Genomic DNA, 23,566 nt, shown 5'->3' on the forward strand with positions numbered 1-23,566 from the left:
ATGTAATGCGAATGTAATGCTAAACTGCATTACACATTCGATTTTACTGGAGGCATAATGGCCACGCTGAACGTCCGTCTGGATGACAAACTCAAAAATGAGGCTTATGCCGTGCTGGAAAAACTGAATATTACTCCAACGGAAGCTGTGCGATTACTGTTTCAGTACGTCGCGGAAACGGGGCGCATGCCGGTGAAAACCGTCACCCTTAGCGACAGTGAAGATGCACTCATTCAGACAGTCCGGGAAAGGCTTGCCAGCCCGCAAAAGGGAATCAAGGTTAGTCTGGATGACTTATGAGCTGGAATTCGACCCGAGAGCCTTAAAAGAGTGGCATAAACTGGGTGATACGGTGAAGACTCAGTTTAAGAAGAAGTTGGCCGACGTGTTGTTGAACCCCAGAATTGACTCTGCCCGTTTAAATGGTCTTCCTGACTGCTATAAAATTAAGCTTAAATCGTCCGGGTACCGTCTGGTGTACCAGGTTCGGGATGAGGTTGTGGTCGTGTTTGTTGTCGCGGTAGGTAAGCGAGAACATTCAGCCGTTTATCACGATGCAAACAAACGGCTTTAGCGATTAACGCAAATGATGTACAACCTGGTTGCTGCTGCCGCGCCAGATCAGCGCCGGGTCTTTAAGATCCTGCACAAATTTACCATCGACCAGCACGTTGATGAGATCCACCACCTGCATTTGTGCGGCGTTGAGTTCATCAAGCTTGTAGCCGGTCCACACCCAGATATCTTTCCCCGGACACTCAGCGTGAATACGCTGTACCAGTTGCAGAATATCCGGCACGTTTTGCGGATGCAGCGGATCGCCGCCGGACAGCGAAATACCCTGGCGAGGGATCCGCGTGTCGTTCAGATCGGCAATGATCTTGTCTTCCATCTCTTTGGTAAACGGCTGGCCAGAATTGAGTCGCCAGGTGCTTTTGTTATAGCAACCGGGGCATTCGTGTACGCACCCGGAAACAAACAGGGTGCAGCGAGTGCCGGGGCCGTTAACGATATCGACGGGATAGTATTGATGGTAGCGCATAGCGGGTGTCCAGAAAGCATGTAGGCCGGATATGGTGCTTGCACCGCATCCGGCAACATTGTGATGCCTGATGACGATGCGATTGCGTCTTATCAGGCCTACGGCCTTTGCAAACGGAAATTAACCTATCTGCCCATTACCTAAATGCTTAACGCGGCGCTTCACTTCTTCCTGCTTACCGGCGTTAAACGGACGAGCGTCCGGGCTACCTAAATAACCGCATACGCGGCGGGTGACCGACACGCGCGCGGCATCGTGGTTACCACATTTCGGGCAGGTAAATCCTTTGCTGGTGCACTCGAACTCACCGGTAAAGCCGCACTCGTAGCATTCATCGATTGGCGTGTTGGTCCCGTAATACGGCACGTGCTGATAGCTGTAATCCCAGACGTCTTCCAGCGCTTTCAGGTTGTGCTGAATGTTCGGGTACTCGCCGTAGCAAATGAAGCCTCCGTTCGCCAGCGGCGGGTACGGCGCTTCGAAATCGATCTTGTCGTACGGGTTAACCTTTTTCTCCACGTCGAGGTGGAAGCTGTTGGTGTAGTAACCTTTGTCGGTAACACCCGGCACCACGCCAAACTCGGCGGTATCCAGACGGCAGAAACGATCGCACAGGTTTTCACTTGGTGTGCTGTACAGGCTGAAGCCGTAGCCGGTCTCGTCTTTCCACTGATCGACTGCCTGACGCAGGCGTTCCACAATGGCGATAGCTTTGGCGCGAAGCTGCTCGCTGTCGTACAAGTGTTTGTCGCCAAACAGCGCGTTGATGGTTTCGTGAATGCCGATGTAACCCAGAGAAATCGATGCGCGACCGTTTTTAAAGATTTCAGCCACGTCATCGTCTGCTTTCAGACGCACGCCGCAGGCCCCTTCCATATACAGGATCGGTGCAACGCGGGCCTTCACGCCTTCCAGACGCGCAATGCGGGTCATCAGTGCTTTACGTGCCAGCACCAGACGATCGTCGAGCAGTTTCCAGAAGGTGGCTTCATCGCCATGAGCTTCCAGCGCGATACGCGGCAGGTTGAGGCTGATAACGCCGAGGTTATTACGGCCATCGTGAATCTGTTCGCCGTTCTCGTTTTCCCATACACCCAGGAAGCTGCGGCAGCCCATTGGCGTTTTGAACGAGCCGGTCACTTTAACTACCTGATCGTAGTTCAGGATATCCGGATACATACGCTTGCTCGCGCACTCCAGCGCCAGCTGCTTGATGTCATAGTTCGGATCGCCAAACTTATGGTTCAGACCGTCACGAATCGCAAACACCAGTTTCGGGAACACGGCGGTTTTACGATTTTTACCCAGGCCGGCAATACGGTTACGCAGAATGGACTGCTGGATCAAACGCGATTCCCAGCTGGTTCCCAGGCCGAAACCGAAGGTGACGAACGGCGTCTGACCGTTGGCGGTATGCAGGGTATTCACTTCATACTCAAGGGACTGGAATGCGTCGTAGCACTCTTTCTCGGTACGGGAATGCGCATAACCGTCGGCATCTGGGATCTGCCACTCTTCAGCGGTTTTGCGATGCTTATTAAAGCTCTCGGTCACGAATGGTGCGAGAACTTCGTCAATACGGTTAATGGTGGTGCCGCCATAAATATGGCTGGCAACCTGCGCGATAATTTGCGCGGTGACGGCGGTTGCGGTGGAGATGGATTTTGGCGGCTCAATCTCCGCGTTACCCATCTTAAAGCCCTGCGTCAGCATACCTTTCAGGTCGATCAGCATGCAGTTAAACATTGGGAAGAACGGAGAGTAGTCGAGATCGTGATAGTGAATATCACCACGCTCGTGCGCCTGGACGACATCACGCGGCAGCAGGTGCTGACGCGCATAGTGTTTGGCGACGATACCGGCCAGCAGGTCGCGCTGGGTCGGGATCACTTTGCTGTCTTTGTTGGCGTTCTCGTTCAGCAGAGCAGAGTTGGTTTGCTCAACCAGACCACGAATTTCCTGGTTCAGACGGCCACGTTTCTCACGCTGTATATCACGGTCGTGGCGATATTCGATGTACGCACGGGCGAGTTGTTTGTACGGACCTGACATCAGCTGGTTTTCTACCGCTGTCTGGATCTCGTTGATATCGACCTGGCTGCGCTCATTCATCTGGCTACTAACGACTTCTGCGACGGTGGCACAGTAATCTGCGTCATCGACTCCCGCTGCTTTAGCTGCACGCAGAATGGCTTCTTTGATGCGCTCTGATTTAAACGGCACTTTACAGCCATCTCGTTTCATCACATGCGGTGTCATGATCACTCCATATTTATAAGAACAGGTTATCCACAGAGGTTGGGGAAGCGGCCATGGGTTTATTCATCTCTATTGCCAATGACTTCCCGCAATCCTGACCCACTTTATCCACAATTCCACCGTGAAGCGGTGCACTGTAGTTGTAGCAATTGTAGTCGATTAATACAACATATTGGGTCGGCGTGCATTTTAAGTTCTATATGTAGTGATTTGCATCAAGGATGTTTACGATTTATTTGATGTAGCGCAAAGTAAAAATCGGAGCGTACAGATGACGGGCAGTACAGCCGATTGTAAATTGTAGGCAGAAAATTCTGATTAATTATTCAGCAAAAACAGAAGGGTAAGCTAAGCGTATGTAACAACGCCCGGCAGCGCCGTGCGTACCGGGCCTGAACATAATTGCAAGCTATTTTTGCACCCACCAGACCGCTTCAAAAGGCCGTAGTGTCATGTCCCCAGGTTGGCTGGCAACCTCGGCATAGTTGTGCATCAGCACCTGCCAGTTTCCGTCGGTATGGGTTGGCTGCCAGTTCTGGAAAGTATCGCTCAGATTAGCAATCACCAGTAGCCGCTGCCCTTGCCACTCTCGTTGATAGCACCACAGATGTGGGCTGTCCGGTAGCAGATCCTGGTAGTCGCCCCAGGTGATAACCGGCTCCGCTTTGCGCAAGGCGATCAGCTTCTGATAGGTGTAGAACACCGAGTCGGCATCGCTCAACGCTGCCGCCACGTTGATGTCTGCCGCGTTGTCGCACAGATTGATCCACGGTTCACCCGTGGTGAAGCCCGCGTGTTTGCTGGCATCCCATTGCATCGGCGTGCGGCTGTTATCGCGTGATTTACTGGCGAGGATCGCCAGCAGTTCTTGCGCATCGTGTCCCTGGCCGTTCAGGGTGGCAAACATGTTATGGCTTTCCACATCGCGATAATCGGTAATCTGGCGGAAGTGTGGGTTGGTCATACCGATCTCTTCACCCTGGTAGATGTAGGGTGTGCCCTGCATGCCGTGCAGCACCATCGCCAGCATTTTGGCGGCCGGAACGCGGTATTTACCTTCATCGCCAAAACGCGACACGATGCGTGGCTGATCGTGGTTACACCAGAATAATGCGTTCCAGGCCTGATTGTGCATGCCCTGCTGCCAGTGGCGGAACAGAGTTTTAAGTGCCACATAGTCGGGTTTTGCTAACGTCCACTTCTCACCGTTGGGGTAATCCACTTTCAGGTGGTGGAAGTTAAAGGTCATCGACAGTTCGCTACCGTTAAGTGCGGCGTATTGCTGGCAATGTTCCAGCGTGGTGGATGACATTTCGCCGACCGTCATCAGACCGCGTGGTGTGAACACGTCGCGGTTCATCTCACGCAAAAATTCATGTGCGCGTGGACCGTCGGTATAAAAACAGCGTCCATCGCCGTCGGGATCGTTCGGGAAGTCCTGGTCTTTAGAGATAAGATTCACCACGTCGAGGCGCAATCCGTCCACGCCGCGATCGGCCCAAAACTCGCATACTTTCTTAAGCTCGGCGCGTACCGCCGGGTTTTCCCAATTCAGGTCGGCCTGCTCCGGAGCAAAGAGGTGCAGATAGTACTGCTCGCTTTCGGCGTGCCAACCCCAGGCGTTGCCACCAAATTTGGAACGCCAGTTATTCGGCGGGCAGTCTGGCGTGCCGTCGCGCCAGAGATAAAACTGACGATACGGGCTGTCTTTATCCAGTGCCTCACGAAACCAGGCGTGCTGGGTTGAAGTGTGGTTAAACACCATATCGAGAATAATACGGATACCGCGCGCCTTCGCCTGCGCCACCAGTTCGTCAAAGTCTTCCAGCGTGCCGTAGGCCGGATCGACAGACATGTAGTCTGCGACGTCGTAACCGTTATCAACCTGCGGCGAAATATAGAACGGCGTCAGCCAGATGGCATCAACACCCAGCTTTTGCAGATAGTCGAGGCGCTGCGTCACGCCGCGTAAATCGCCAGTGCCGCTGCCGGTAGTATCCTGAAAACTCTTGGGATAAACCTGATAGATAACGCCGTTTTGCCACCAGTGGGGAATATTCATGGTTGTTTCCTGGAAATACGCTGGGGCGCAACTGCGCCCCGAAGAAAAGTTAGACAATCTGTAATGTGCCCAGACGGTGTTTACGCTGGTAAACGAATGAGGTCAGTATCATTGGGATAACAATCGCAATGACCATCGCCATGCCAAAGACCTGCCAGTAAGTCGGCTGGATGGAGAGGATGCCTGGCAAACCGCCGACGCCAATCCCGTTTGCCAACACACCGTTCAGGCCGCACAGCAGTCCGGCGAGACCGGAACCGATCATCGCGCACAGCATCGGGAAGCGGTATTTCAGGTTGATCCCGTACATTGCTGGCTCAGTTACCCCGAGATAGGCGGAGATCGCGGCAGGAACGGAAATTTCACGTTCGTTGTGTTTGCGACTGGAGATAATGATCCCGACCACCGCAGAGGCCTGAGCGATATTCGACAGGGCGATCAGTGGCCATACTGGCGTGCCGCCCATGCTCTGAATCATCTGCATATCGATAGCCAGCGTGGTCTGATGCACGCCGGTGATCACCAGCGGGGCGTACAGGAATCCGAACAGCGCCGCGCCAATCGGAGCAAAACTTCCGGTCAGCAGATGACGGACCGCAAACGCGACACCGTCGCCGATCATGCGGCCAAACGGACCAATAAAGGCATGGGCGAGGAACACGGCGAGGATCAGCGAGCACACCGGGACGATCACCAGATACAGGTAATCCGGGACGATGCGCTTCATGCGTGTTTCAATAAATCCGAGCGCCAGACCAGCCAACAGTGCCGGAATGACCTGCGCCTGGTAGCCCACTTTCTCAATGCTGAACAGGCCGAAGTTCCACACTTCCGGCACCTGCTGGCCGAGCAAATAGGCGTTCATCAACTGCGGTGAAACCAGGGTTACGCCCAGCACAATACCGAGGATCGGCGTACCGCCCATTTTCTTCACCGCCGACCAGCAGATCCCGACCGGCAAATAGAAGAAGATCGCTTCGCCAATCAGCCACAGGAAGTCATAGAGGGTTTTCAGCGAAGGATGCATCTGCGCCAGCGTCTGCCCGTTGCTCATGGGCAGATCGCCGATCACGTTACGAAAACCCAAGATCAGACCGCCGCTAATCAGCGCTGGCAGCAGCGGGAAGAAGATCTCCGCAAAATGAGAAATCAGCTGCTCATGCCATTTCATATTCTGCCGCGCGGCCTTTTTAGCCTGCTCTTTGTCGGCGCTGGCCTGACCGGTTGTCGCCAGCAGCGCCTTGTAGTAATCGCCCACCTCGGTGCCAATCACCACCTGAAACTGCCCGGCGTTGGTGAAGCAGCCTTTGACCATTGGCAACAATTCGATCTCTTTCGGCCTGGCGTATGCAGGCTGATTCAGGACAAAACGCAGGCGAGTAATGCAGTGACTCACCGTAGCGATATTGTCGCGCCCGCCAACCAGCTCAATCAGCCGGTCGATGTCTGCTTGTTTTATTTTGCTCATGATGATGTGTGTTCCCCGTAGACCGGAAAAGACGCTGTTGCGTCGTCATTCGGCAACTCTCTCGTTGTTGGCGCCAGAGTATATCTTCGATGAATATTTAAAAATGGGAACGTTCCCGAAACGCAGCGAAGATCACAAATTAATGCTCAGAAAGCGATCAGGAGAGAGAGGAGGGAATAACGATTTGCCGTGGTTCGCTGCGGCCGTTGATCTGCTCGATCAGCTGCGAGGCCGCTTGTCGTCCGGCTTCAGCGTATCCTGGATCGACGGTGATAATTTCCGGATGGAGGAATTTCATCAGCGGCGTGCTGCCCACGCTCGCCAGCTGCAGGTTCTCTATTCGCTGCTCCTGCAGGTATTTGCTGACGCCAAGGGCAAGGGTATCCGTCGCACAGACTAAGGCGGTGGTTTCCGGGGTGATGACGTTGGCGGCCTGCTCATAGCCCTGCTTCATGGCCAGACCCGGCAGCGCGGCCACAGGATGCAGTTTGTGTTTTTTACAGAATGCCAGGTAGGCCTCATGGCGGCGTTTACCGGTGGTCACATCGCTATGCGGAACACCAAGAAAGCTAATATGGCGATGCTCGCGTTCGTATAAACGCTGCATCAGGGTACGAATGGCCCCCTCATCGTCATAGCAGACGGAGGCAAAGCCTTTGGCATCTCTTGCCAGCAGCACCAGAGAATCCTGCCAGGAGGCGAGCATGGCTTCAGTAATGCCGGTAAAACCGAACAGCACCACGCCGTCAATGTTACGGCGTCTGAGCATGCCGAGATGCTCCTCAACCAGCTCGGGTGAGAACTGGCTTTCCATCATGATCGGATCGTAACCCTGTTCATAAAAGGCGGGCAGCATGGTCTGCACGGCGAGATTTTCCGAAAGCGAGTCCAGTCGCGTGACGATAATCGCCACTACCTTGTCGCTTTGTCCGCGCATGGCGCGTGCGGAGCGGGAAGGGGAAAAACCGTGCTGGTTCATCACCGCTTCAACGCGCTCGCGGGTGCGTTCACTCACGCCGCTTTCATTGTTGAGCACACGGGAAACGGTTGATTTTCCCACGCCGCTTAAGCGGGCGATGTCTTTAATGGTCAGCCGATTTTGCATCCTGTTTTCCCGTGTTGCGTGTGAAGTTATGCCAAATAGAGAATAACTTTACTCAAGCGCGGCGCAATGGGCAAAGTCTGGTATACGTTTGGTTTAGTTTCCATGGTTTATCATACCGCCATAATTGCCACAAACCTTATGGTTTTCTGCGTATAATCCGCGACGCAAATCATTCACTTACCGGAGGCTATATGGATCCCGATCCCACCCCTCTCCCGAAATGGAGAAATACCCCTTTCCGGTAAGCTTGTCTTTCACTGTCTTACCGGAACTGTAAGACAGTGACGTTCTGACGTCCCTGTTGTGATTTTAATATTGCCACCAGGCAAGGCTTTGCCACGCCTGAAGGATTTACTGCGCCTGTTTATACTGGTGCAGAGGGACTGCTTATGTTCAAAAATATTACCCGCCAGCTATTTGCCCGGCTTAACCGCCATTTGCCACATCGTCTGGTGCATCGCGATCCGTTGCCTAATGCCCAGACCGTTGCCAGCACGCCGATCCCGCCATCGCTGAGCGAACATTGCCTGAAAATGGCGCTGATGGACGAAGAAGCGCTGTGGAAAACGTTCGGCGCGCACCCGGAAGGGTTGAACGCCGCAGAAGTGGAAAACGCTCGCGAATTACATGGCGAGAACCAGTTGCCGGCGCAGAAGCCGTCGCCATGGTGGGTGCATCTGTGGGTCTGCTACCGCAACCCGTTTAATATCCTGCTGACCATCCTCGGGGCAATTTCCTATGCCACCGAAGATCTGTTTGCCGCTGGCGTTATCGCGCTGATGGTCGTCATCTCTACGCTGCTGAATTTTGTGCAGGAGGCGCGCTCCACTAAAGCGGCGGATGCGCTGAAAGCGATGGTCAGCAACACCGCCACGGTACTGCGCGTTATCAACGAGAAAGGGGAGAACGGCTGGGTTGAACTGCCGATCGACCAGTTGGTTCCAGGCGATATTATCAAGCTGGCGGCAGGGGATATGATCCCAGCCGATCTGCGCGTGGTGCAGGCTCGTGACCTGTTCGTGGCCCAGGCTTCGCTGACCGGTGAATCGCTGCCGGTGGAGAAAGTGGCAACCAGCCGCGATCCGCAGCAAAGCAACCCGCTGGAATGCGATACCCTGTGCTTTATGGGCACCAACGTGGTGAGCGGCACGGCGCAGGCCATCGTGATTTCAACCGGAGCCAATACCTGGTTCGGGCAACTGGCGGGTCGTGTCAGCGAGCAGGAAAGCGAGCAGAATGCCTTCCAGAAAGGGATCAGCCGCGTCAGCATGCTGCTAATCCGCTTTATGCTGGTGATGGCGCCCATCGTGCTTATCATCAACGGCTACACCAAAGGTGACTGGTGGGAAGCGGCGCTGTTTGCCCTGTCTGTGGCGGTGGGACTGACGCCAGAAATGCTGCCGATGATCGTCACCTCGACGCTGGCGCGTGGGGCGGTGAAGCTGTCAAAACAAAAGGTTATCGTTAAACACCTCGACGCTATCCAGAACTTTGGCGCAATGGATATTCTGTGCACCGATAAAACCGGTACCCTGACTCAGGATAAAATTGTCCTGGAGAATCATACGGATATCTCTGGTAAACCCAGCGAACACGTCCTGCATTCTGCGTGGCTGAACAGCCATTACCAGACCGGGCTGAAGAATCTGCTGGATACGGCGGTGTTGGAAGGTGTGGACGAAGAGTCAGCCCGCCTGCTCTCTACCCGCTGGCAGAAAATCGATGAGATCCCGTTTGATTTTGAACGCCGCCGCATGTCGGTGGTGGTTGCTGAAGAAAACGATGTGCATCAGTTGGTGTGCAAAGGTGCGCTGCAGGAGATCCTCAACGTCTGTACCCAGGTGCGCCACAACGGTGAGATTGTCCCGTTAGATGACAACATGCTGCGTCGGGTGAAACGCGTCACGGACACGCTGAACCGCCAGGGGCTGCGCGTGGTGGCGGTGGCGACGAAATACCTGCCAGCGCGTGAAGGTGATTACCAGCGTATTGATGAATCCGATCTGATCCTCGAAGGCTATATCGCGTTCCTCGATCCGCCGAAAGAGACCACCGCACCTGCGCTTAAGGCGCTGAAAGCCAGCGGTATTACGGTGAAAATCCTCACTGGCGATAGCGAGCTGGTGGCGGCGAAAGTGTGTCATGAAGTGGGGCTGGATGCGGGCGATGTGGTTATCGGTAGCAGCATTGAAGGGTTAAGCGATGATGAGCTGGCTCGGCTTGCTCAGCGCACCACGCTGTTTGCCCGCCTGACGCCAATGCACAAAGAGCGCATTGTCACGCTGCTCAAGCGCGAAGGCCATGTGGTCGGCTTTATGGGCGATGGTATTAACGATGCTCCGGCGCTGCGCGCGGCGGACATTGGTATCTCCGTTGATGGCGCGGTCGACATTGCGCGTGAAGCGGCGGATATCATTCTGCTGGAAAAGAGCCTGATGGTGCTGGAAGAAGGGGTGATTGAAGGACGCCGTACCTTCTCTAACATGCTGAAGTACATCAAAATGACGGCCAGTTCTAACTTCGGTAACGTGTTTAGCGTGCTGGTGGCGAGCGCCTTCTTACCGTTCCTGCCGATGTTACCGCTGCACTTACTGATTCAGAACCTGCTGTACGATGTATCCCAGGTAGCGATTCCGTTTGATAACGTCGACGAAGAGCAGATCAAAAAGCCGCAGCGCTGGAATCCTGCCGAGTTGGGCCGCTTTATGATCTTCTTTGGACCGATTAGCTCGATCTTCGACATTCTGACATTTTGCCTGATGTGGTTCGTCTTCCATGCTAATACGCCTGAACATCAGACGTTGTTCCAGTCTGGCTGGTTCGTGGTGGGCCTGCTGTCGCAAACGCTGATTGTGCATATGATCCGTACCCGTCGTGTGCCGTTCATCCAGAGTCGCGCCGCATGGCCGCTGATGCTGATGACGCTGGTGGTGATGGTCGTCGGCATTGCATTACCGTTCTCGCCGCTGGCCAGCTATCTGCAATTGCAGGCGCTGCCGCTGAGCTACTTCCCATGGCTGATTGCGATTCTGGCGGGTTACATGACATTAACCCAGCTTGTGAAAGGTTTTTATAGCCGTCGCTACGGCTGGCAGTAATCCTCAACGTCTCTGCAGGATGGTGTTAATACCATCCTGCATTTCTCTTTTTCATTCGAAAGATATTCTCCCAAAATATTAGTGTTTTATTTTTATTGAAATGCTAACGGGTGTTATTAGTATCAAATCGCCTTCTTTGCGTTGTTTTTGTATCAATAAAACGATCTGTATTGCAAAAATGAAACACTGTGCTAAAAATTTTAAGCATCTGCGATTTTTTGTGAACGCAGTCATCGAAATAAATTGTTACACCAGTTAGTCTGCGCAGGTAACGTCGTTAAGAAAGTTTCTCGCTGCCTGTTTTTAATTCCGGCAGTCATTTGCTCTGCAAGCTATTCCTGTTAATGGATATTATGAACTTCTGGAGAAGGACAAATGAAACTGACAAAAAACCTGTTAAGTCTGTGTATTGGCGCGTCTGTATTGCTGGCGAGTCATGCAACGCTGGCACAAACTTTTCGCGCCGCAGATGTGCATCCGGCTGATTACCCGAACGTTGTCGCAGTGAAACATATGGGGGAAAAACTTAGCGCTGCGACCGACGGTCGTCTGGAGATTAAAACCTTTCCAGGTGGCGTGTTAGGCGATGAAAAACAGATGATTGAACAGGCGCAATTAGGCGCTATCGATATTATTCGTGTCTCAATGACGCCTGTTGCCGCCATTCTCCCTGAAATTAACGTCTTTACCCTACCGTATATCTTTCGTGATGAAGACCATCTGCATAAGGTTCTCGACGGTATGATTGGTCAGGAGATTGGCGACCGTCTGACAGCCAACGCCAAATCGCGGCTGGTGTTCCTCGGCTGGATGGATGCCGGAACGCGTAACCTGATCACCAAAAATCCGGTGGTGAAACCGGAAGATTTACACGGTATGAAAATCCGCGTTCAAGGAAGTCCGATAGCGCTGGATACCCTGAAAGCGATGGGCGCTAACTCCGTTGTCATGGGCGTCAGTGAAGTATTTAGCGGCATGCAGACCGGCGTTATTGATGGCACGGAAAATAACCCGCCAACGTTTGTTGCGCATAACTATTTGCCGGTCGTGAAAAACTATACCTGGAGCAGACACTTTATTATTCCTGAGCTTTTTCTGTTCTCGAAAGCCAAATGGGATAAGTTGAAAAAAGAAGATCAGGATCTCATTATTAAACTCGCTAAAGAAGCACAGGTAGAGCAACGCAAACTTTGGCAGGATTATAATGCGAAATCACTGGAGACCATGAAAGCCAACGGTGTTCAGTTCCACGATATTGATACGGACTATTTCTATAAAGCCACGCAGTCAGTGCGGGATAATTACGGTAAAGACCACCAGGATTTGATCAAACGTATTCAGGATGTGAAGTAATTCATCAGGTGGAGGATATCAACCCTCCGCCTGAATCTTTTGATTAATTCGAGGTGATAATTATGGGTGAATGCTATTCATCGGTAATGGATTTTCTTTATCGAGTGTCAATGTGGATTGCCGGTATTGCATTATTGGTCATGGTCGCCATTATCCCCATTGGCATATTCGCGCGTTATGTTCTGAATAACGCCCTGTCATGGCCAGAACCCGTCGCCATTCTTTGTATGGTGACATTCACCTTTATTGGCGCGGCGGTAAGCTATCGCGCAGGCTCGCATATCGCGGTGAGCATGGTGACTGACCGTCTGGGCGATGCTTCCCGCCGTTATTGCTCGGTAATCGCAGACGTTATGTTGGTGGCGATAAGCCTGTTTATCCTCTGGTACGGAACCAATCTCTGTCTTGAACTGTGGGACCAGCCAGTGGCGGAATTCCCGCTTTTAAGCGCCGGGCAAAACTATCTTCCGTTGCCGATTGGCTCTGCCATAACGCTGCTGTTTATCGCAGAAAAGATTTTCCGTGGTCCGCAGTACCAACGTCCCGTTGTCATGCTGGGATCGACCAGCTAGTTACCGCCCCCATTTCAGAAAGGAAAGCAGATGGATGCATTTATTCTCGTCTTTACGCTCGGCATTATGCTGGCGATTGGGGTACCGGTAGCGTACGCGGTTGGCATTAGCGCCATCATTGGGGCCTGGTATATTGATATTCCGCTGGAAGCGGTGATGATCCAACTGACCAGCGGGGTGAATAAGTTTTCGCTGCTGGCGATCCCATTCTTTATTCTGGCCGGGGCTATTATGGCCGAAGGGGGAATCGCGCGGCGGCTGGTGAACTTTGCCTATATTTTCGTTGGCTTTATTCGCGGCGGACTGTCGCTGGTAAACATTGTGGCATCAACCTTTTTTGGCGCTATTTCCGGATCGTCGGTGGCTGATACCGCATCCATTGGTTCGGTAATGATCCCGGAGATGGATAAAAAAGGTTATCCGCGTGACTTTGCCGCAGCGGTAACGGCCAGCGGTTCGGTGCAGGCGATCCTCACGCCGCCCAGCCATAACTCGGTTATCTACTCGCTGGCAACCGGCGGCACGGTGTCGATTGCCGCGCTGTTCATCGCCGGGATCCTGCCGGGGCTGCTGTTAAGCCTCAGTCTGATGGTGATGTGTGTGGCTTTTGCGCACAAGCGCGGTTATCCAAAAGGAGAACGTGTGCCGTTTCGCCAGGCGCTGAAGATTTTCGTTGATACGCTGTGGGGCCTGATGACCGTTGTTATCATCATGGGCGGTATCCTGTCAGGTATCTTTACTGCGACGGAGTCTGCGGCGATTGCCTGCCTGTGGGCCTTCTTTGTCACCATGTTTATCTATCGCGACTATAAATGGTCTGAGCTGCCGAAACTGATGTTCCGCACGGTGAAAACGGTCACTATCGTCATGATCCTGATAGGCTTTGCCGCTGCGTTCGGTGCCGTCATGACCTATATGCAGTTGCCGATGCGTATCACCGAAGCCTTCACCAGCATCTCGGACAACAAATACGTCATCCTGATGTGTATTAACATCATGCTGCTGCTGATCGGTACGCTGATGGATATGGCTCCGCTGATCCTTATTCTGACGCCGGTTCTGCTGCCGGTGACCAACGCGCTCGGCATTGATCCGGTCCATTTTGGCATGATCATGCTGGTGAACTTAGGGATCGGCCTGATTACGCCGCCGGTAGGATCGGTGCTGTTTGTGGCCAGTGCGGTGAGTAAACAGAAAATAGAGCAGGTGGTGAAGGCGATGCTGCCGTTTTACCTCGTGCTATTTCTGGTGCTGATGCTCGTGACGTACATTCCGGCGATTTCGCTGTTCCTGCCGAAATTGTTTGGCGTGATGTGATAAATGCCCGGTGGTGCTTGCGCTTACCGGGCCAACTTAAATTCATTCCGGGCTTCCATGCCCGTTTTTTTTGTGTTGCACCCAATACAGCTAAATATTTTCTGAATTATGGCATTGCCAGTGTCTTCCAACAGAATACGCTAGATTATAAATGTTAACATCTTGTCATGTTAATTATTCTCAGGAAGCATTATGAACGCTTATATATTGGGGAGAGAGGAACCTGAATATAGTATTGATGTTGGAAGTGGTGAATGGTGCAGTGCGGGGTATTTTTCAGATCAATTTTATTATTATAAATATTACCTGGAGCAGTTGATTGATGGGAGCTTATATTTAAAGTATCGCTATCCTTTTGCACAAGAAAATTTACTGCATTATTTGCAAAATACGGGTGAAGACATACATATTAACTTAACTGATATGATGGGAAAATCAGCCCAGTTAAGGGATAATTATATGCAATTATTGGATGCAGCAAAGAGTTTTTGTAAAACATTACCGCCAGGTCAGCATGAGTTTACTTCTGCGCATGTTAATACTGATGATTTTATTTCTAGCGATCCAGACTTGTTTTATGCTATAGGAGGTTATCAATACTGGGGTAAAGGTCGGGTGCAAATTAACGAAGATAAGTATAAAAATACGATGAGCAATGGTAGTAGATTATGTAGTTATAATTTGACATTTCAGTTTAAGTTTTTTGACAGGTATAACTGGAATGTTAGTGTCGCAAATTCTGGTGTTCGTTTAGGTAGTGTCGTTCCTGTGAATGATACTTTTATGGGGAGGTTTCATCAGGAGTGTCTGGCCAGAGAGTACAATATTTTTGGTGCCATTGAGTCAGAGGTAAAATGGCATGACTGAGCATAGCACTTTATTTTACATGGAAAAAATACTCACTTTCGCTTTAGTTTGTGCCTTTTTTTATATGCTGTATATTCTTTCGGTTTGCTGGTTACCCGTGCGTGAAAGTCACTATCTTCTGGTTGTACAATGGTGCCGTAACGATGATTCAAATACCCACTATGCAAAGAATCTATCCTGGCATGGTTTATATGTTTATTTGGAGAAATCGTCTGGGAATATTATTGTAAGGGAAATGAACACTACTCTACACGATCCATTTCAGCCTTACCGGTACGTTTATCGTAAAATTGCACATGAAAATGATATATTCTTGGTCGCAGAGAAATGGGGGGTAATTAAGTGTCAGGAAAAAAATAAAGCGCTCATTGGTTCATCTGGTTATTCTTTTTTATGGGGACATGATCAATGAACACTTTTATAAGACGAACTACTCTAAAAATATTTTTTTTACTAATTATAATGTTTATCTGTGTTTTTTCTATTAATTCAGTTGAAAGATATAACAATATTGTTAGTTTTAAAATTCACAATAAGATAGTTTATACATTGGAAAAGATGAAAAATGATAGTGATGATGATCTTAAAATTAATGTTTATAGTTCAAGGTTGAACTGGGTTTTAGGACAAACCTGTTTCTCAGAGAATATAGAATTACAGCAAAAAGAGGAAATGGAATTATATAATTGGGGAGTGGGGATAATCGAAAATGAAACCATCACCTTAAAGAATAATGGAAGAGAATTGATTTTTTCAGTTATAGGCTGCAATACTTAAGGAACCCTGCCAGAGCAGGGCTCTCTAATAAGACTTAGCGACGAACGGCGATCGCTTCAATCTCGATTTTCACGTCTTTCGGCAGACGGGCAACTTCTACGCAAGAACGCGCCGGGAAGGTCGCGTTGTGTTCGGTGAAGAATGCTTCGTAGGTCGCGTTTACGGTTGCGAAATCGTTCAGGTCTTTAACGAAAACGGTCGTTTTTACGATGTCGCCCACTTTCAGGCCTGCTGCTTCAACGATAGCTTTTACGTTTTCCAGCGACTGACGCGCCTGAGCGGACACGTCTTCTGCTACAGCACCGGTTTTCGGATCGACCGGGATCTGACCGGAAGTGATTACCATGCTACCCAGGTCAACGCCCTGAACGTATGGGCCGATTGCTGCTGGTGCATTTTCCGTCGCGATAGTCTTGCTCATGATTTCTCCTGAATTACAGCGGTAATAGAATGTTCCCGCTCATTATAGGGAGCCGGGATCTCATAACCAACCCCAATTAGTTGGCCAGCACCACATAATGCGAAAACTCTTTTTCACAGTATTTGCATTTGAGTGCGATGTCATCAGCGCGCTTTTTCACTGCAAAACTGGAGGAAACCGGCTCAGCATGACTGATACAGTTGCTGTTCGGGCAAACCAGTACATTGTCGATACGCTCAGGCAGGCTCGGACGTGATTTACCCACCACGTCGTAATCGTCAATGCGGTTTACCGTTGCCTGCGGGGCGTACAGGGAGAGCTGGTTTACCTGCTCATCGGTCAGGAACGTGTTTTCAATTTTAATCAGGTCCTTACGGCCCATCTCACCAGACGGCAGGTTCAGACCGATGGTGATACGTTGGTCGGTTTCCGTCAGTTTAAACAGCGTCAGCAGCTTAAAACCAACCTGTGCGGGAATATGGTCAATCACGGTGCCACGTTTGATGGCTTCAACCTGCAGTTTGTTATCGTGTGTCATCTCTTTTTCTCCCTTACAGTGCCAGTTCGCTATTCAGTACCAGTGCCAGTAAAGCCTGGCGGGCGAAGATGCCGTTGCCAGCCTGCTGGAAATACCAGGCGTGCGGCGTCTTGTCGACGTCGGTGGTGATCTCATCGATACGCGGCAGCGGATGCAGTACCTTCATGTTCGCTCTGGCACCGTTCAGATCGCTGGCGCGCAGGACAAACTGCGCTTTCACGTTGGCGTATTCGGACGGGTCCAGACGCTCTTTCTGTACGCGGGTCATGTAGAGAATATCGACCTCCGCCATCACCTCTTCAATGGTGCCGTGCAGGCTCCAGGCGATACCTTTTTCGTTCAACATATCCAGAATGTATTGCGGCATGGCCAGCGCGTCCGGGGCGATGAAGTAGAAACGGTTACCTTCGAACTTCGCCAGCGCCTGGGTCAGGGAATGGACGGTACGGCCATATTTCAGGTCACCCACCATGGCGATGTGCAGATTGTCCAGGCGGCCCTGAGTTTCCTGAATGGTAAACAGATCCAGCAGCGTTTGGGTGGGATGTTGGTTGGAGCCGTCGCCTGCGTTTAGTACCGGAACGTTACCGGAGAACTCCGTAGCCAGACGCGCGGCGCCTTCCTGCGGATGGCGCATTACGATGGCGTCGACATAGGTGCTGATGACGGAAATGGTATCGGCCAGCGTTTCGCCTTTTTTGCCCAGAGAGGTGTTGCTGCTGTCAGAAAAACCCACCACGCTGGCGCCCAGGCGGTGCATGGAGGTTTCAAAGGATAAACGGGTACGGGTTGACGCTTCAAAGAAGCAGCTGGCGATAACCTTATGCTTTAACAGCTCCGGCTGTGGGTTAGCTTTTAATTTCGCCGCCGTTGCGAGGACCAGATTGAGGTCATCGCGGCTGAGGTCGTTTATGGAAATGATGTGTTTTTGATAGAGCGGGTTAGCCATGTTTATCTCCTGACGCCTGGGCAAAAAAAAAGCCCCTCAATTGAGGGGCTCGGAATGGGTGATCAACGGAAAGAAAAACGGCAGGCCAGCGTCCTTTTTCAGACGCGGTAAGACAAAATGTCGTACACACTGAACCATACATCCTCCCGGCAAATTGTCCGCGATTATACTCAGCTCCGTTATGGGATCAAGCGGAAAATGCACAATTTATTCATCGCAAACGGTTCTTATGAATTTTAATTCATTTTAAATAGATAGTTAATCTGCTTGTGAACCAACCCCGTTCGCTGCACTACTCGCGGCGCGACCCAGACAATACTGCTGCCAGCGATAACACCTAGAATCTCTGGTAACGCATGATAATCGAGGATTCTGGCAACGGCACGGCCATAACCCGCTGCAGTATGAATGAGGATAAACTCGCTATTATGTTCCACGCTGACCACCATTTCAGCAATCGATCTGGCTGCATCAGGAGCGGGGCGTGATTGTGGATTTACAGAATAAATTTTTTGCCCTTTTGTATTTCTTATTTTTATAGCCCCGAGCAGTTTCAGCAGCCGGGATACCGTTGACTGGCTAATTCCGGTAAAACCATGCTGTTGTAGATCGCGGCGAAGCGCTTCCTGGGACAGGTAGCTTTTTTCAGTAATCAGGCGCTGACAAATCGCCAGTTGTTTCTGCTCTTTGGTCGAGTAATCATCGAATTCCTTCATAAAAACACCCTAAATTTATCATTTGTATCAATGTGATGGCGAAATTCACCACATTTGCAGTATCAATAACGGCTCAAACGGGCGGTTGTGCAGAAAAACGAGAGAGCGCTCAAAAAAGCCGTCGGGATCCGACGGCCAAAAGGGTTACAGCATCGCGCCGATACTCAGGACGGCCATGTTCAGTAACGTCAAAATGAGCAGGAGCGGGGCGACCCATTTCAGGTATCGCACGTAAGGAACGCGGGCGATGGCCAACCCGCCCATCACAACGGCTGAGGTGGGCGTAATCAGATTCACAATGCCGGAAGCGGATTGATACGCGGTGACGACCAGATCTCTGGGTACATGCGCGAAGTCGGCCAGCGGGGCCATAATGGGCATCGTGAGAACTGCCAGGCCAGAAGAGGAAGGAACCAGGAAGGAGAGCAAAACTTCCAGCCAGTAGGTCACATTGATGAAAATGGTGGAGGAAAGGCCGGAGACGACATTTTCCGCGCTGTGCAGAATAGTATGGGTGATCATGCCGTTATCCATCACCACCACGATGCCGCGTGCAATACCAATAATTAGCGCGACGCCAAGCAGGTCACGTGCCCCGTCAATGAACGTGCCAGTAAACTCCTCCTCACTCATGCGGGCGATAACACCGACGATAATTGCAGATGCAAGAAAAACCCCGGAAATTTCAGCCATCCACCACCCGAGCACCGCCACCCCATAGATCATGACCGCAAAGGCAGCAGCAAAAATCAGCAGGATCCATTTACGCGTTGCTGTGAATTCAAGGTTGGCATTGGCGCGACTACCGAGAAAATGGACGCGGTTTTCCTCCATTTTATCTGCCACGATGGAAAGTTCAGGATGGCTGCGAACTTTCCGTGCATAGCGCATGACCCAGACCACGCAGATAACATAGCCGACGACCAGCAGCAGAATGCGCATCAGCATTCCCTGGGTGAAGGGTATCCCGGCAGCGTTAGCTGCGATAACCGTTGCGAAAGGGTTGATTGTCGAGCCAAGTGTGCCAATACCCGCGCCGAGCAGAACGGTGGCGGCGGCAACCAACGGATCAAAGCGTGCGGCCATCATTACCGGAACCAGCAATGTGTAGAATGGGAGTGATTCCTCCGCCATCCCGTAAATCGTACCTCCGGCGGCGAAAAGTCCCATCAGAATAGGGATCATCCACTCCTCTTTACCGTTCAACCTGACCGTCACGCGCTCGATACCTGCGTCGATGGCGCCTGTTTTGTTTACCACGCCGAGAAACCCACCAATAATCAGGACAAACAACGCCACATCAATTGCGCCTGCGGTGTAGGTTTCGTGGTTGTAAAGCCCGTCAATCGGCGCCAGCAGTACAGCGGTAAAACCTTGCGGATGCGCCTCTGTCGGGGCATAAGTACCGGCAACCGGCACTTCTTTGCCCAGAGTGGCATTCATCGCCATCTGGTATTTCCCTGCCGGGACTATCCAGGTCATAACGGCGACGAGTGCAATGAGAATAAACAGGATGGTATATGCGCTGGGAAATTTGAATTTGCCCATAATGTTCTCCGGATAGCTTGGGCATATGCCGTCAGGCGACATATGCCCGCTGGGGTTAGTCGCCGAGGGTCGCTACCATTACCGCTTTAATGGTATGCATCCGGTTCTCTGCTTCGTCGAAGACGATGGAATGAGCTGACTCAAAAACCTCTTCAGTGACTTCAAGTCCTTTCAGGCCGTAGGCCATTTCGATTTCACGTCCAACCTTTGTGTGCTCGTTATGGAAGGCGGGTAGACAGTGCATAAATTTCACATTGGGGTTACCGGTTGCGTTGATGACCCGCTGGTTAATTTGATAGGGCGTCATCAGGCTAACGCGTTCTGCCCAGGCTTCTTTGGGTTCGCCCATAGAGACCCAGACATCGGTGTAGAGGAAATCGACGTCGTATACGCCTTCCTCAACATCCTCTGTGAGCGTAATGCGTGCGCCAGTCACGCTGGCAATTTCACGGCATTCGGCAACCAGCGCCTCGTCAGGCCAGAAGGATTTAGGTGCGACCAGACGGATATCCATCCCCATTTTCGCTGCGCCAACCATCAGCGAATTACCCATGTTATTGCGGGCGTCACCGAGATAAGCGAAACTCAGTTCCGGCAAGGTTTTACCCGGCGCGTGTTCCAGCATGGTCATCAGATCCGCGAGGATCTGGGTGGGGTGAAATTCATTTGTCAGTCCATTCCAAACAGGAACTCCGGCAAATTGCCCCAGCTCCTCCACAATGTCCTGGCCGTATCCGCGATATTCAATGCCGTCGTACATGCGGCCTAGCACGCGGGCGGTATCTTTCATTGATTCTTTATGGCCGATCTGCGATCCGCTTGGGCCGAGATAGGTTACCTGTGCGCCCTGATCGAAAGCGCCGACTTCAAAGGCACAGCGGGTGCGGGTTGAGGTTTTTTCGAAGATCAGCGCGATATTTTTACCGACCAGCGTCTGTCTTTCGCGCCCGGCCTTTTTTGCCGTTTTTAACTCGATAGCCAGATCGATCAGGTACTGGATTTCCGTTGGGGTGTAGTCCAGCAGTTTGAGAAAATTGCGATTTTTCAGGTTAACAGTCATGAAAATGTCCTTATGTAGGCCGGATAAGGCGCAGTTGCTATCCGGCAAAAAAGCCCTACGCGTTAGCGTCGGTGGTTTCGAGCCGAATGAGCGTGCCTTTGTCTCCGGCGAGGATGGCCGGACCGTCAGCCAATGAGCCGATGCCTGCTATTCCGTGACAGCGAGAGACAAATTCCGCGCAGGCGGTGACTTTGGGACCCATTGAACCGGCGTCGAATTGCATTTCGCCGAGCAGTTCCGGCGTGACCTGGGCCAGCGGGTGCTGGGTAGGTTTGCCCCAGTCGAGATACACGGCATCAGCGTCGGTCAGGATCAGCAGCGCATCGGCGTGGATTTGGCTGGCGAGCAGGGCGGCGGAGAGATCTTTGTCGATCACCGCTTCAATACCGTGGTAACCATCGGCTTTTTCCACTACCGGGACACCGCCGCCACCGTTGCAGATAACCAGATGATCGCGGGCGATCAGCGTGCGAATAGCGTCACTTTCAACGATGCGTTTAGGTTGTGGAGAGGGCACAACGCGGCGGAACGCTTTGCCATCAGCTTTGAAAACCCAGCCTTTTTCCGCCTGCAATGCGCTAGCCTGGTGAGCGTCGTAAATCGGCCCGATATATTTGGTGGGATTGCTGAAAGCCGGATCGTGAGCATCGACTTCAACCTGTGTCAGCAGCACACTAATTTCACGCTGTGGAAGCTGGTTTTTCAGCGCCTGTTGCAGCATATAGCCGATCATTCCCTGACTTTCCGCGCCGAGAATGTCGAGCGGATAGGGGGTAACGCTGGCATACGCACTGTTTTGCAACGCCAAAAGTCCAACCTGGGGACCATTGCCGTGTACCAGGATCACGCGCCACTGTTGCGTGAGCTGCGCGATAGTTTTTGCCGCCAGCTCAATATTCTTGCGTTGGATGTCAGCTTCCAGCGGCTCGCCGCGTTTAAGCAATGCATTGCCGCCCAGAGCTACAACCAGGGTAGGTTTGTTTTCCATGACTTTTCCTTAAATACCGTCGCGTTCCAGTGGGCAGCTCATGCAGCGTGCGCCGCCGCGTCCGCGTCCAAGTTCGTCGCCAGGAATGGGTAAAACAGTGATGCCTGCTTTGTCGTATTTCTCGTTGGTCCAGATGTTGCGCTCGTAGCCCACTACCACACCGGGGCGCAGCGTCAGGACGTTGTTTGCGTCATTCCACTGTTCGCGTTCAGCTTCGAAGGCATCGCCGCCGGTGGTGATCAGGCGAATTTGGTCGAGGCCAAGCGCTTTCTCGAGAGCATTGAGCAGCGTATTTTCCTGCGTCCTTTTCAGTCCGCCGCGACCGTCTGGTGTCAGGGTCCAGCACTGCACATCCGGACGTACTACTTCCGGGTAGACGGAGAAGGTATCGATATCGATGTGGGTCATTACGGTATCGAGGTGCATGCAGGAGCGATGTTTAGGCAGTTCGACCGCGATGACGCGTTCTGCTTGACGATGGCTGAATAGCGACTGGGCAAGGAACTCAATTCCCTGCGGCGTTGTGCGTTCCGACATACCGATGAGAACGGCACCGCGACCAATGACCAGCACATCTCCACCTTCTAATGTGGCGTGGTCGTAATTAATATTTTCATCGCCGAAGTATTTAATAAATTCACCATCAGCAAATTGGGGGTGCCAACGGTAGATCGCCCGCAGGTTATTGGTTTCTCGTTGCCGCGCTGTTTTTGCCATTGGGTTAATTGACACACCGTTATATATCCAGCATGAGGTGTCGCGGGTAAATAAGTGGTTTGGTAATGGCTTCATAATGAAATCATTAATATCGTGAGTATCGACCACCATATTTTTGATTGAGGCAGGAATTTCTCCATAGGTCAGCCCACCGCTTAAATGCCGGGCGAGTTCCCGGTGCTGCATATCTGCAAGCCAGGCGCGAATATCCGTGGCGAAAGCGGGGCCAAGGCGATAATCAGAAATTTGTGTATCCAGCAGCCAGCTTTTGGCATCAGGGATATCCAGGGTTTGTGTCAATAAATCAGTGAGTAACAGAACCTCAATTCCCTGTTCACGCAACGTGTTGGCGAAAATGTCATGCTCTTCACCTGCACGTTCTACCGAAAGAACATCATCAAAAAGCAGTTCCTGGCAATTTGAGGGCGTCAGCCTTTTTAAACTGAGGTTAGGGCGATGTAGCATCACGCTACGTAATTGACCGATTTCCGACCCGACATAATGCTTTTCCATCATTATTCCTTTAATACTATTTTAAAAAATAAAGAGGAGATGCCTGCAAATAATATTTATCGCAGTCATGATTTTTCAGCTGATTTCAGAATCTATATTTAGATCTTATTTGATGAGGAAATGTGATTTATTTCACAGTCAGGTCGATATTTGGCTTTTGTTGTTTAATTTATGATATGGCTCTGAGAATTAGAAA

General features: G+C 51.5%; 26 protein-coding genes. 11 read left to right on the forward strand and 15 right to left on the reverse strand.

The window, feature by feature from the left end:
• Positions 1-57 precede the first annotated feature (57 nt).
• Positions 58-300, forward strand: a complete 243-nt coding sequence (locus BZK41_RS18325; RefSeq protein WP_003830370.1) for a type II toxin-antitoxin system RelB/DinJ family antitoxin — start codon at positions 58-60, stop codon at positions 298-300.
• Positions 290-574, forward strand: coding sequence for a type II toxin-antitoxin system RelE/ParE family toxin (locus BZK41_RS18330; RefSeq protein WP_048227188.1), 285 nt, complete (start codon positions 290-292; stop codon positions 572-574). Before BZK41_RS18325 ends, BZK41_RS18330 begins: the two co-directional genes overlap by 11 nt.
• Before the next feature lie 3 nt (positions 575-577).
• Here BZK41_RS18330 and nrdG read toward each other — a convergent pair whose 3' ends face one another.
• From nrdG to treR, 5 genes are all read right to left on the reverse strand, one after another.
• Positions 578-1,042: an anaerobic ribonucleoside-triphosphate reductase-activating protein gene (gene nrdG / locus BZK41_RS18335; RefSeq protein WP_048227187.1), complete on the reverse strand. Its 465-nt coding sequence runs from the start codon at positions 1,040-1,042 to the stop codon at positions 578-580.
• Positions 1,043-1,162: 120 nt separating this feature from the next.
• On the reverse strand, positions 1,163-3,301 hold the full coding sequence (nrdD, locus tag BZK41_RS18340) for an anaerobic ribonucleoside-triphosphate reductase (protein ID WP_079939080.1): 2,139 nt from the start codon (positions 3,299-3,301) through the stop codon (positions 1,163-1,165).
• Between the two features lie 409 nt (positions 3,302-3,710).
• Positions 3,711-5,363: an alpha,alpha-phosphotrehalase gene (treC, locus tag BZK41_RS18345; protein ID WP_079939081.1), complete on the reverse strand. Its 1,653-nt coding sequence runs from the start codon at positions 5,361-5,363 to the stop codon at positions 3,711-3,713.
• A 49-nt stretch (positions 5,364-5,412) separates the two neighbouring features.
• Positions 5,413-6,831 (reverse strand): PTS trehalose transporter subunit IIBC, encoded by a 1,419-nt coding sequence (treB, locus tag BZK41_RS18350; protein WP_079939082.1) that lies wholly within the window; start codon positions 6,829-6,831, stop codon positions 5,413-5,415.
• Between the two features lie 157 nt (positions 6,832-6,988).
• Entirely contained in the window at positions 6,989-7,936 is a 948-nt protein-coding gene (gene treR, locus BZK41_RS18355; protein WP_079939083.1) for a trehalose operon repressor TreR, read from the reverse strand.
• 191 nt (positions 7,937-8,127) lie between these two features.
• Between treR and mgtL the strand changes: the two genes are divergently transcribed.
• The 8 genes from mgtL (at position 8,128) to BZK41_RS18390 (ending at position 15,920) form a co-directional block, all read left to right on the forward strand.
• Positions 8,128-8,181, forward strand: a complete 54-nt coding sequence (gene mgtL / locus BZK41_RS27775; RefSeq protein WP_366557298.1) for a mgtA regulatory leader peptide MgtL — start codon at positions 8,128-8,130, stop codon at positions 8,179-8,181.
• A 144-nt stretch (positions 8,182-8,325) separates the two neighbouring features.
• A complete protein-coding gene (mgtA, locus tag BZK41_RS18360; RefSeq protein ID WP_079939084.1) occupies positions 8,326-11,034 on the forward strand; it encodes a magnesium-translocating P-type ATPase in 2,709 nt (902 codons plus the stop codon).
• 375 nt (positions 11,035-11,409) lie between these two features.
• Complete coding sequence (locus tag BZK41_RS18365) at positions 11,410-12,387, forward strand: TRAP transporter substrate-binding protein (protein WP_079939085.1); 978 nt, start codon at positions 11,410-11,412, stop codon at positions 12,385-12,387.
• Positions 12,388-12,449: 62 nt separating this feature from the next.
• Positions 12,450-12,959, forward strand: a complete 510-nt coding sequence (locus tag BZK41_RS18370) for a TRAP transporter small permease (protein ID WP_043018240.1) — start codon at positions 12,450-12,452, stop codon at positions 12,957-12,959.
• Between the two features lie 30 nt (positions 12,960-12,989).
• The gene (locus BZK41_RS18375; protein WP_003830349.1) at positions 12,990-14,276 is read left to right on the forward strand and encodes a TRAP transporter large permease; all 1,287 of its coding nucleotides are present in this window, start codon (positions 12,990-12,992) and stop codon (positions 14,274-14,276) included.
• A gap of 192 nt (positions 14,277-14,468) precedes the next feature.
• Positions 14,469-15,143: a hypothetical protein gene (locus BZK41_RS18380; RefSeq protein WP_253193774.1), complete on the forward strand. Its 675-nt coding sequence runs from the start codon at positions 14,469-14,471 to the stop codon at positions 15,141-15,143.
• Complete coding sequence (locus tag BZK41_RS18385; protein ID WP_079939086.1) at positions 15,136-15,555, forward strand: hypothetical protein; 420 nt, start codon at positions 15,136-15,138, stop codon at positions 15,553-15,555. Before BZK41_RS18380 ends, BZK41_RS18385 begins: the two co-directional genes overlap by 8 nt.
• Positions 15,552-15,920, forward strand: coding sequence for a hypothetical protein (locus BZK41_RS18390; protein ID WP_079939087.1), 369 nt, complete (start codon positions 15,552-15,554; stop codon positions 15,918-15,920). Before BZK41_RS18385 ends, BZK41_RS18390 begins: the two co-directional genes overlap by 4 nt.
• Positions 15,921-15,954: 34 nt before the next feature.
• On the opposite strand, the gene ridA is transcribed toward BZK41_RS18390, so the two are convergent.
• From ridA to pyrL, 5 genes are all read right to left on the reverse strand, one after another.
• Positions 15,955-16,341 (reverse strand): 2-iminobutanoate/2-iminopropanoate deaminase, encoded by a 387-nt coding sequence (gene ridA, locus BZK41_RS18395; RefSeq protein ID WP_000047544.1) that lies wholly within the window; start codon positions 16,339-16,341, stop codon positions 15,955-15,957.
• Positions 16,342-16,417: 76 nt separating this feature from the next.
• A complete protein-coding gene (gene pyrI / locus BZK41_RS18400) occupies positions 16,418-16,879 on the reverse strand; it encodes an aspartate carbamoyltransferase regulatory subunit (protein ID WP_003025816.1) in 462 nt (153 codons plus the stop codon).
• Between the two features lie 13 nt (positions 16,880-16,892).
• Positions 16,893-17,828 carry an aspartate carbamoyltransferase gene (gene pyrB / locus BZK41_RS18405; RefSeq protein ID WP_003025818.1) on the reverse strand — a complete coding sequence of 312 codons (936 nt, stop codon included), beginning with the start codon at positions 17,826-17,828 and terminating at the stop codon, positions 16,893-16,895.
• A gap of 2 nt (positions 17,829-17,830) precedes the next feature.
• Positions 17,831-17,884, reverse strand: a complete 54-nt coding sequence (locus BZK41_RS27780) for a pyrBI operon leader peptide (RefSeq protein WP_106875647.1) — start codon at positions 17,882-17,884, stop codon at positions 17,831-17,833.
• Positions 17,865-17,966 carry a pyr operon leader peptide gene (gene pyrL / locus BZK41_RS18410; protein WP_003025819.1) on the reverse strand — a complete coding sequence of 34 codons (102 nt, stop codon included), beginning with the start codon at positions 17,964-17,966 and terminating at the stop codon, positions 17,865-17,867. The genes BZK41_RS27780 and pyrL overlap by 20 nt, the downstream gene beginning before the upstream one ends.
• Here pyrL and BZK41_RS27005 point away from each other — a divergent pair.
• Positions 17,946-18,068 carry a hypothetical protein gene (locus BZK41_RS27005; RefSeq protein WP_123268762.1) on the forward strand — a complete coding sequence of 41 codons (123 nt, stop codon included), beginning with the start codon at positions 17,946-17,948 and terminating at the stop codon, positions 18,066-18,068. The two genes, pyrL and BZK41_RS27005, sit on opposite strands and share 21 nt — an antisense overlap.
• On the opposite strand, the gene BZK41_RS18415 is transcribed toward BZK41_RS27005, so the two are convergent.
• The 5 genes from BZK41_RS18415 to arcA form a co-directional block, all read right to left on the reverse strand.
• The gene (locus BZK41_RS18415; protein WP_043018242.1) at positions 18,065-18,544 is read right to left on the reverse strand and encodes an arginine repressor; all 480 of its coding nucleotides are present in this window, start codon (positions 18,542-18,544) and stop codon (positions 18,065-18,067) included. The genes BZK41_RS27005 and BZK41_RS18415 overlap by 4 nt on opposite strands.
• A 144-nt stretch (positions 18,545-18,688) precedes the next feature.
• Positions 18,689-20,092 (reverse strand): YfcC family protein, encoded by a 1,404-nt coding sequence (locus BZK41_RS18420; RefSeq protein ID WP_079939088.1) that lies wholly within the window; start codon positions 20,090-20,092, stop codon positions 18,689-18,691.
• Between the two features lie 55 nt (positions 20,093-20,147).
• Entirely contained in the window at positions 20,148-21,152 is a 1,005-nt protein-coding gene (gene argF, locus BZK41_RS18425; RefSeq protein ID WP_003025826.1) for an ornithine carbamoyltransferase, read from the reverse strand.
• Positions 21,153-21,207: 55 nt separating this feature from the next.
• Positions 21,208-22,140 (reverse strand): carbamate kinase, encoded by a 933-nt coding sequence (gene arcC, locus BZK41_RS18430; RefSeq protein ID WP_079939089.1) that lies wholly within the window; start codon positions 22,138-22,140, stop codon positions 21,208-21,210.
• A 9-nt stretch (positions 22,141-22,149) separates the two neighbouring features.
• On the reverse strand, positions 22,150-23,370 hold the full coding sequence (gene arcA / locus BZK41_RS18435) for an arginine deiminase (protein ID WP_079939090.1): 1,221 nt from the start codon (positions 23,368-23,370) through the stop codon (positions 22,150-22,152).
• Positions 23,371-23,566: the final 196 nt, after the last annotated feature.

Origin of the sequence: Citrobacter sp. A316 (genome assembly GCF_002042945.1) — a bacterium.
Classification (GTDB): Bacteria; Pseudomonadota; Gammaproteobacteria; order Enterobacterales; family Enterobacteriaceae; genus Citrobacter; species Citrobacter portucalensis.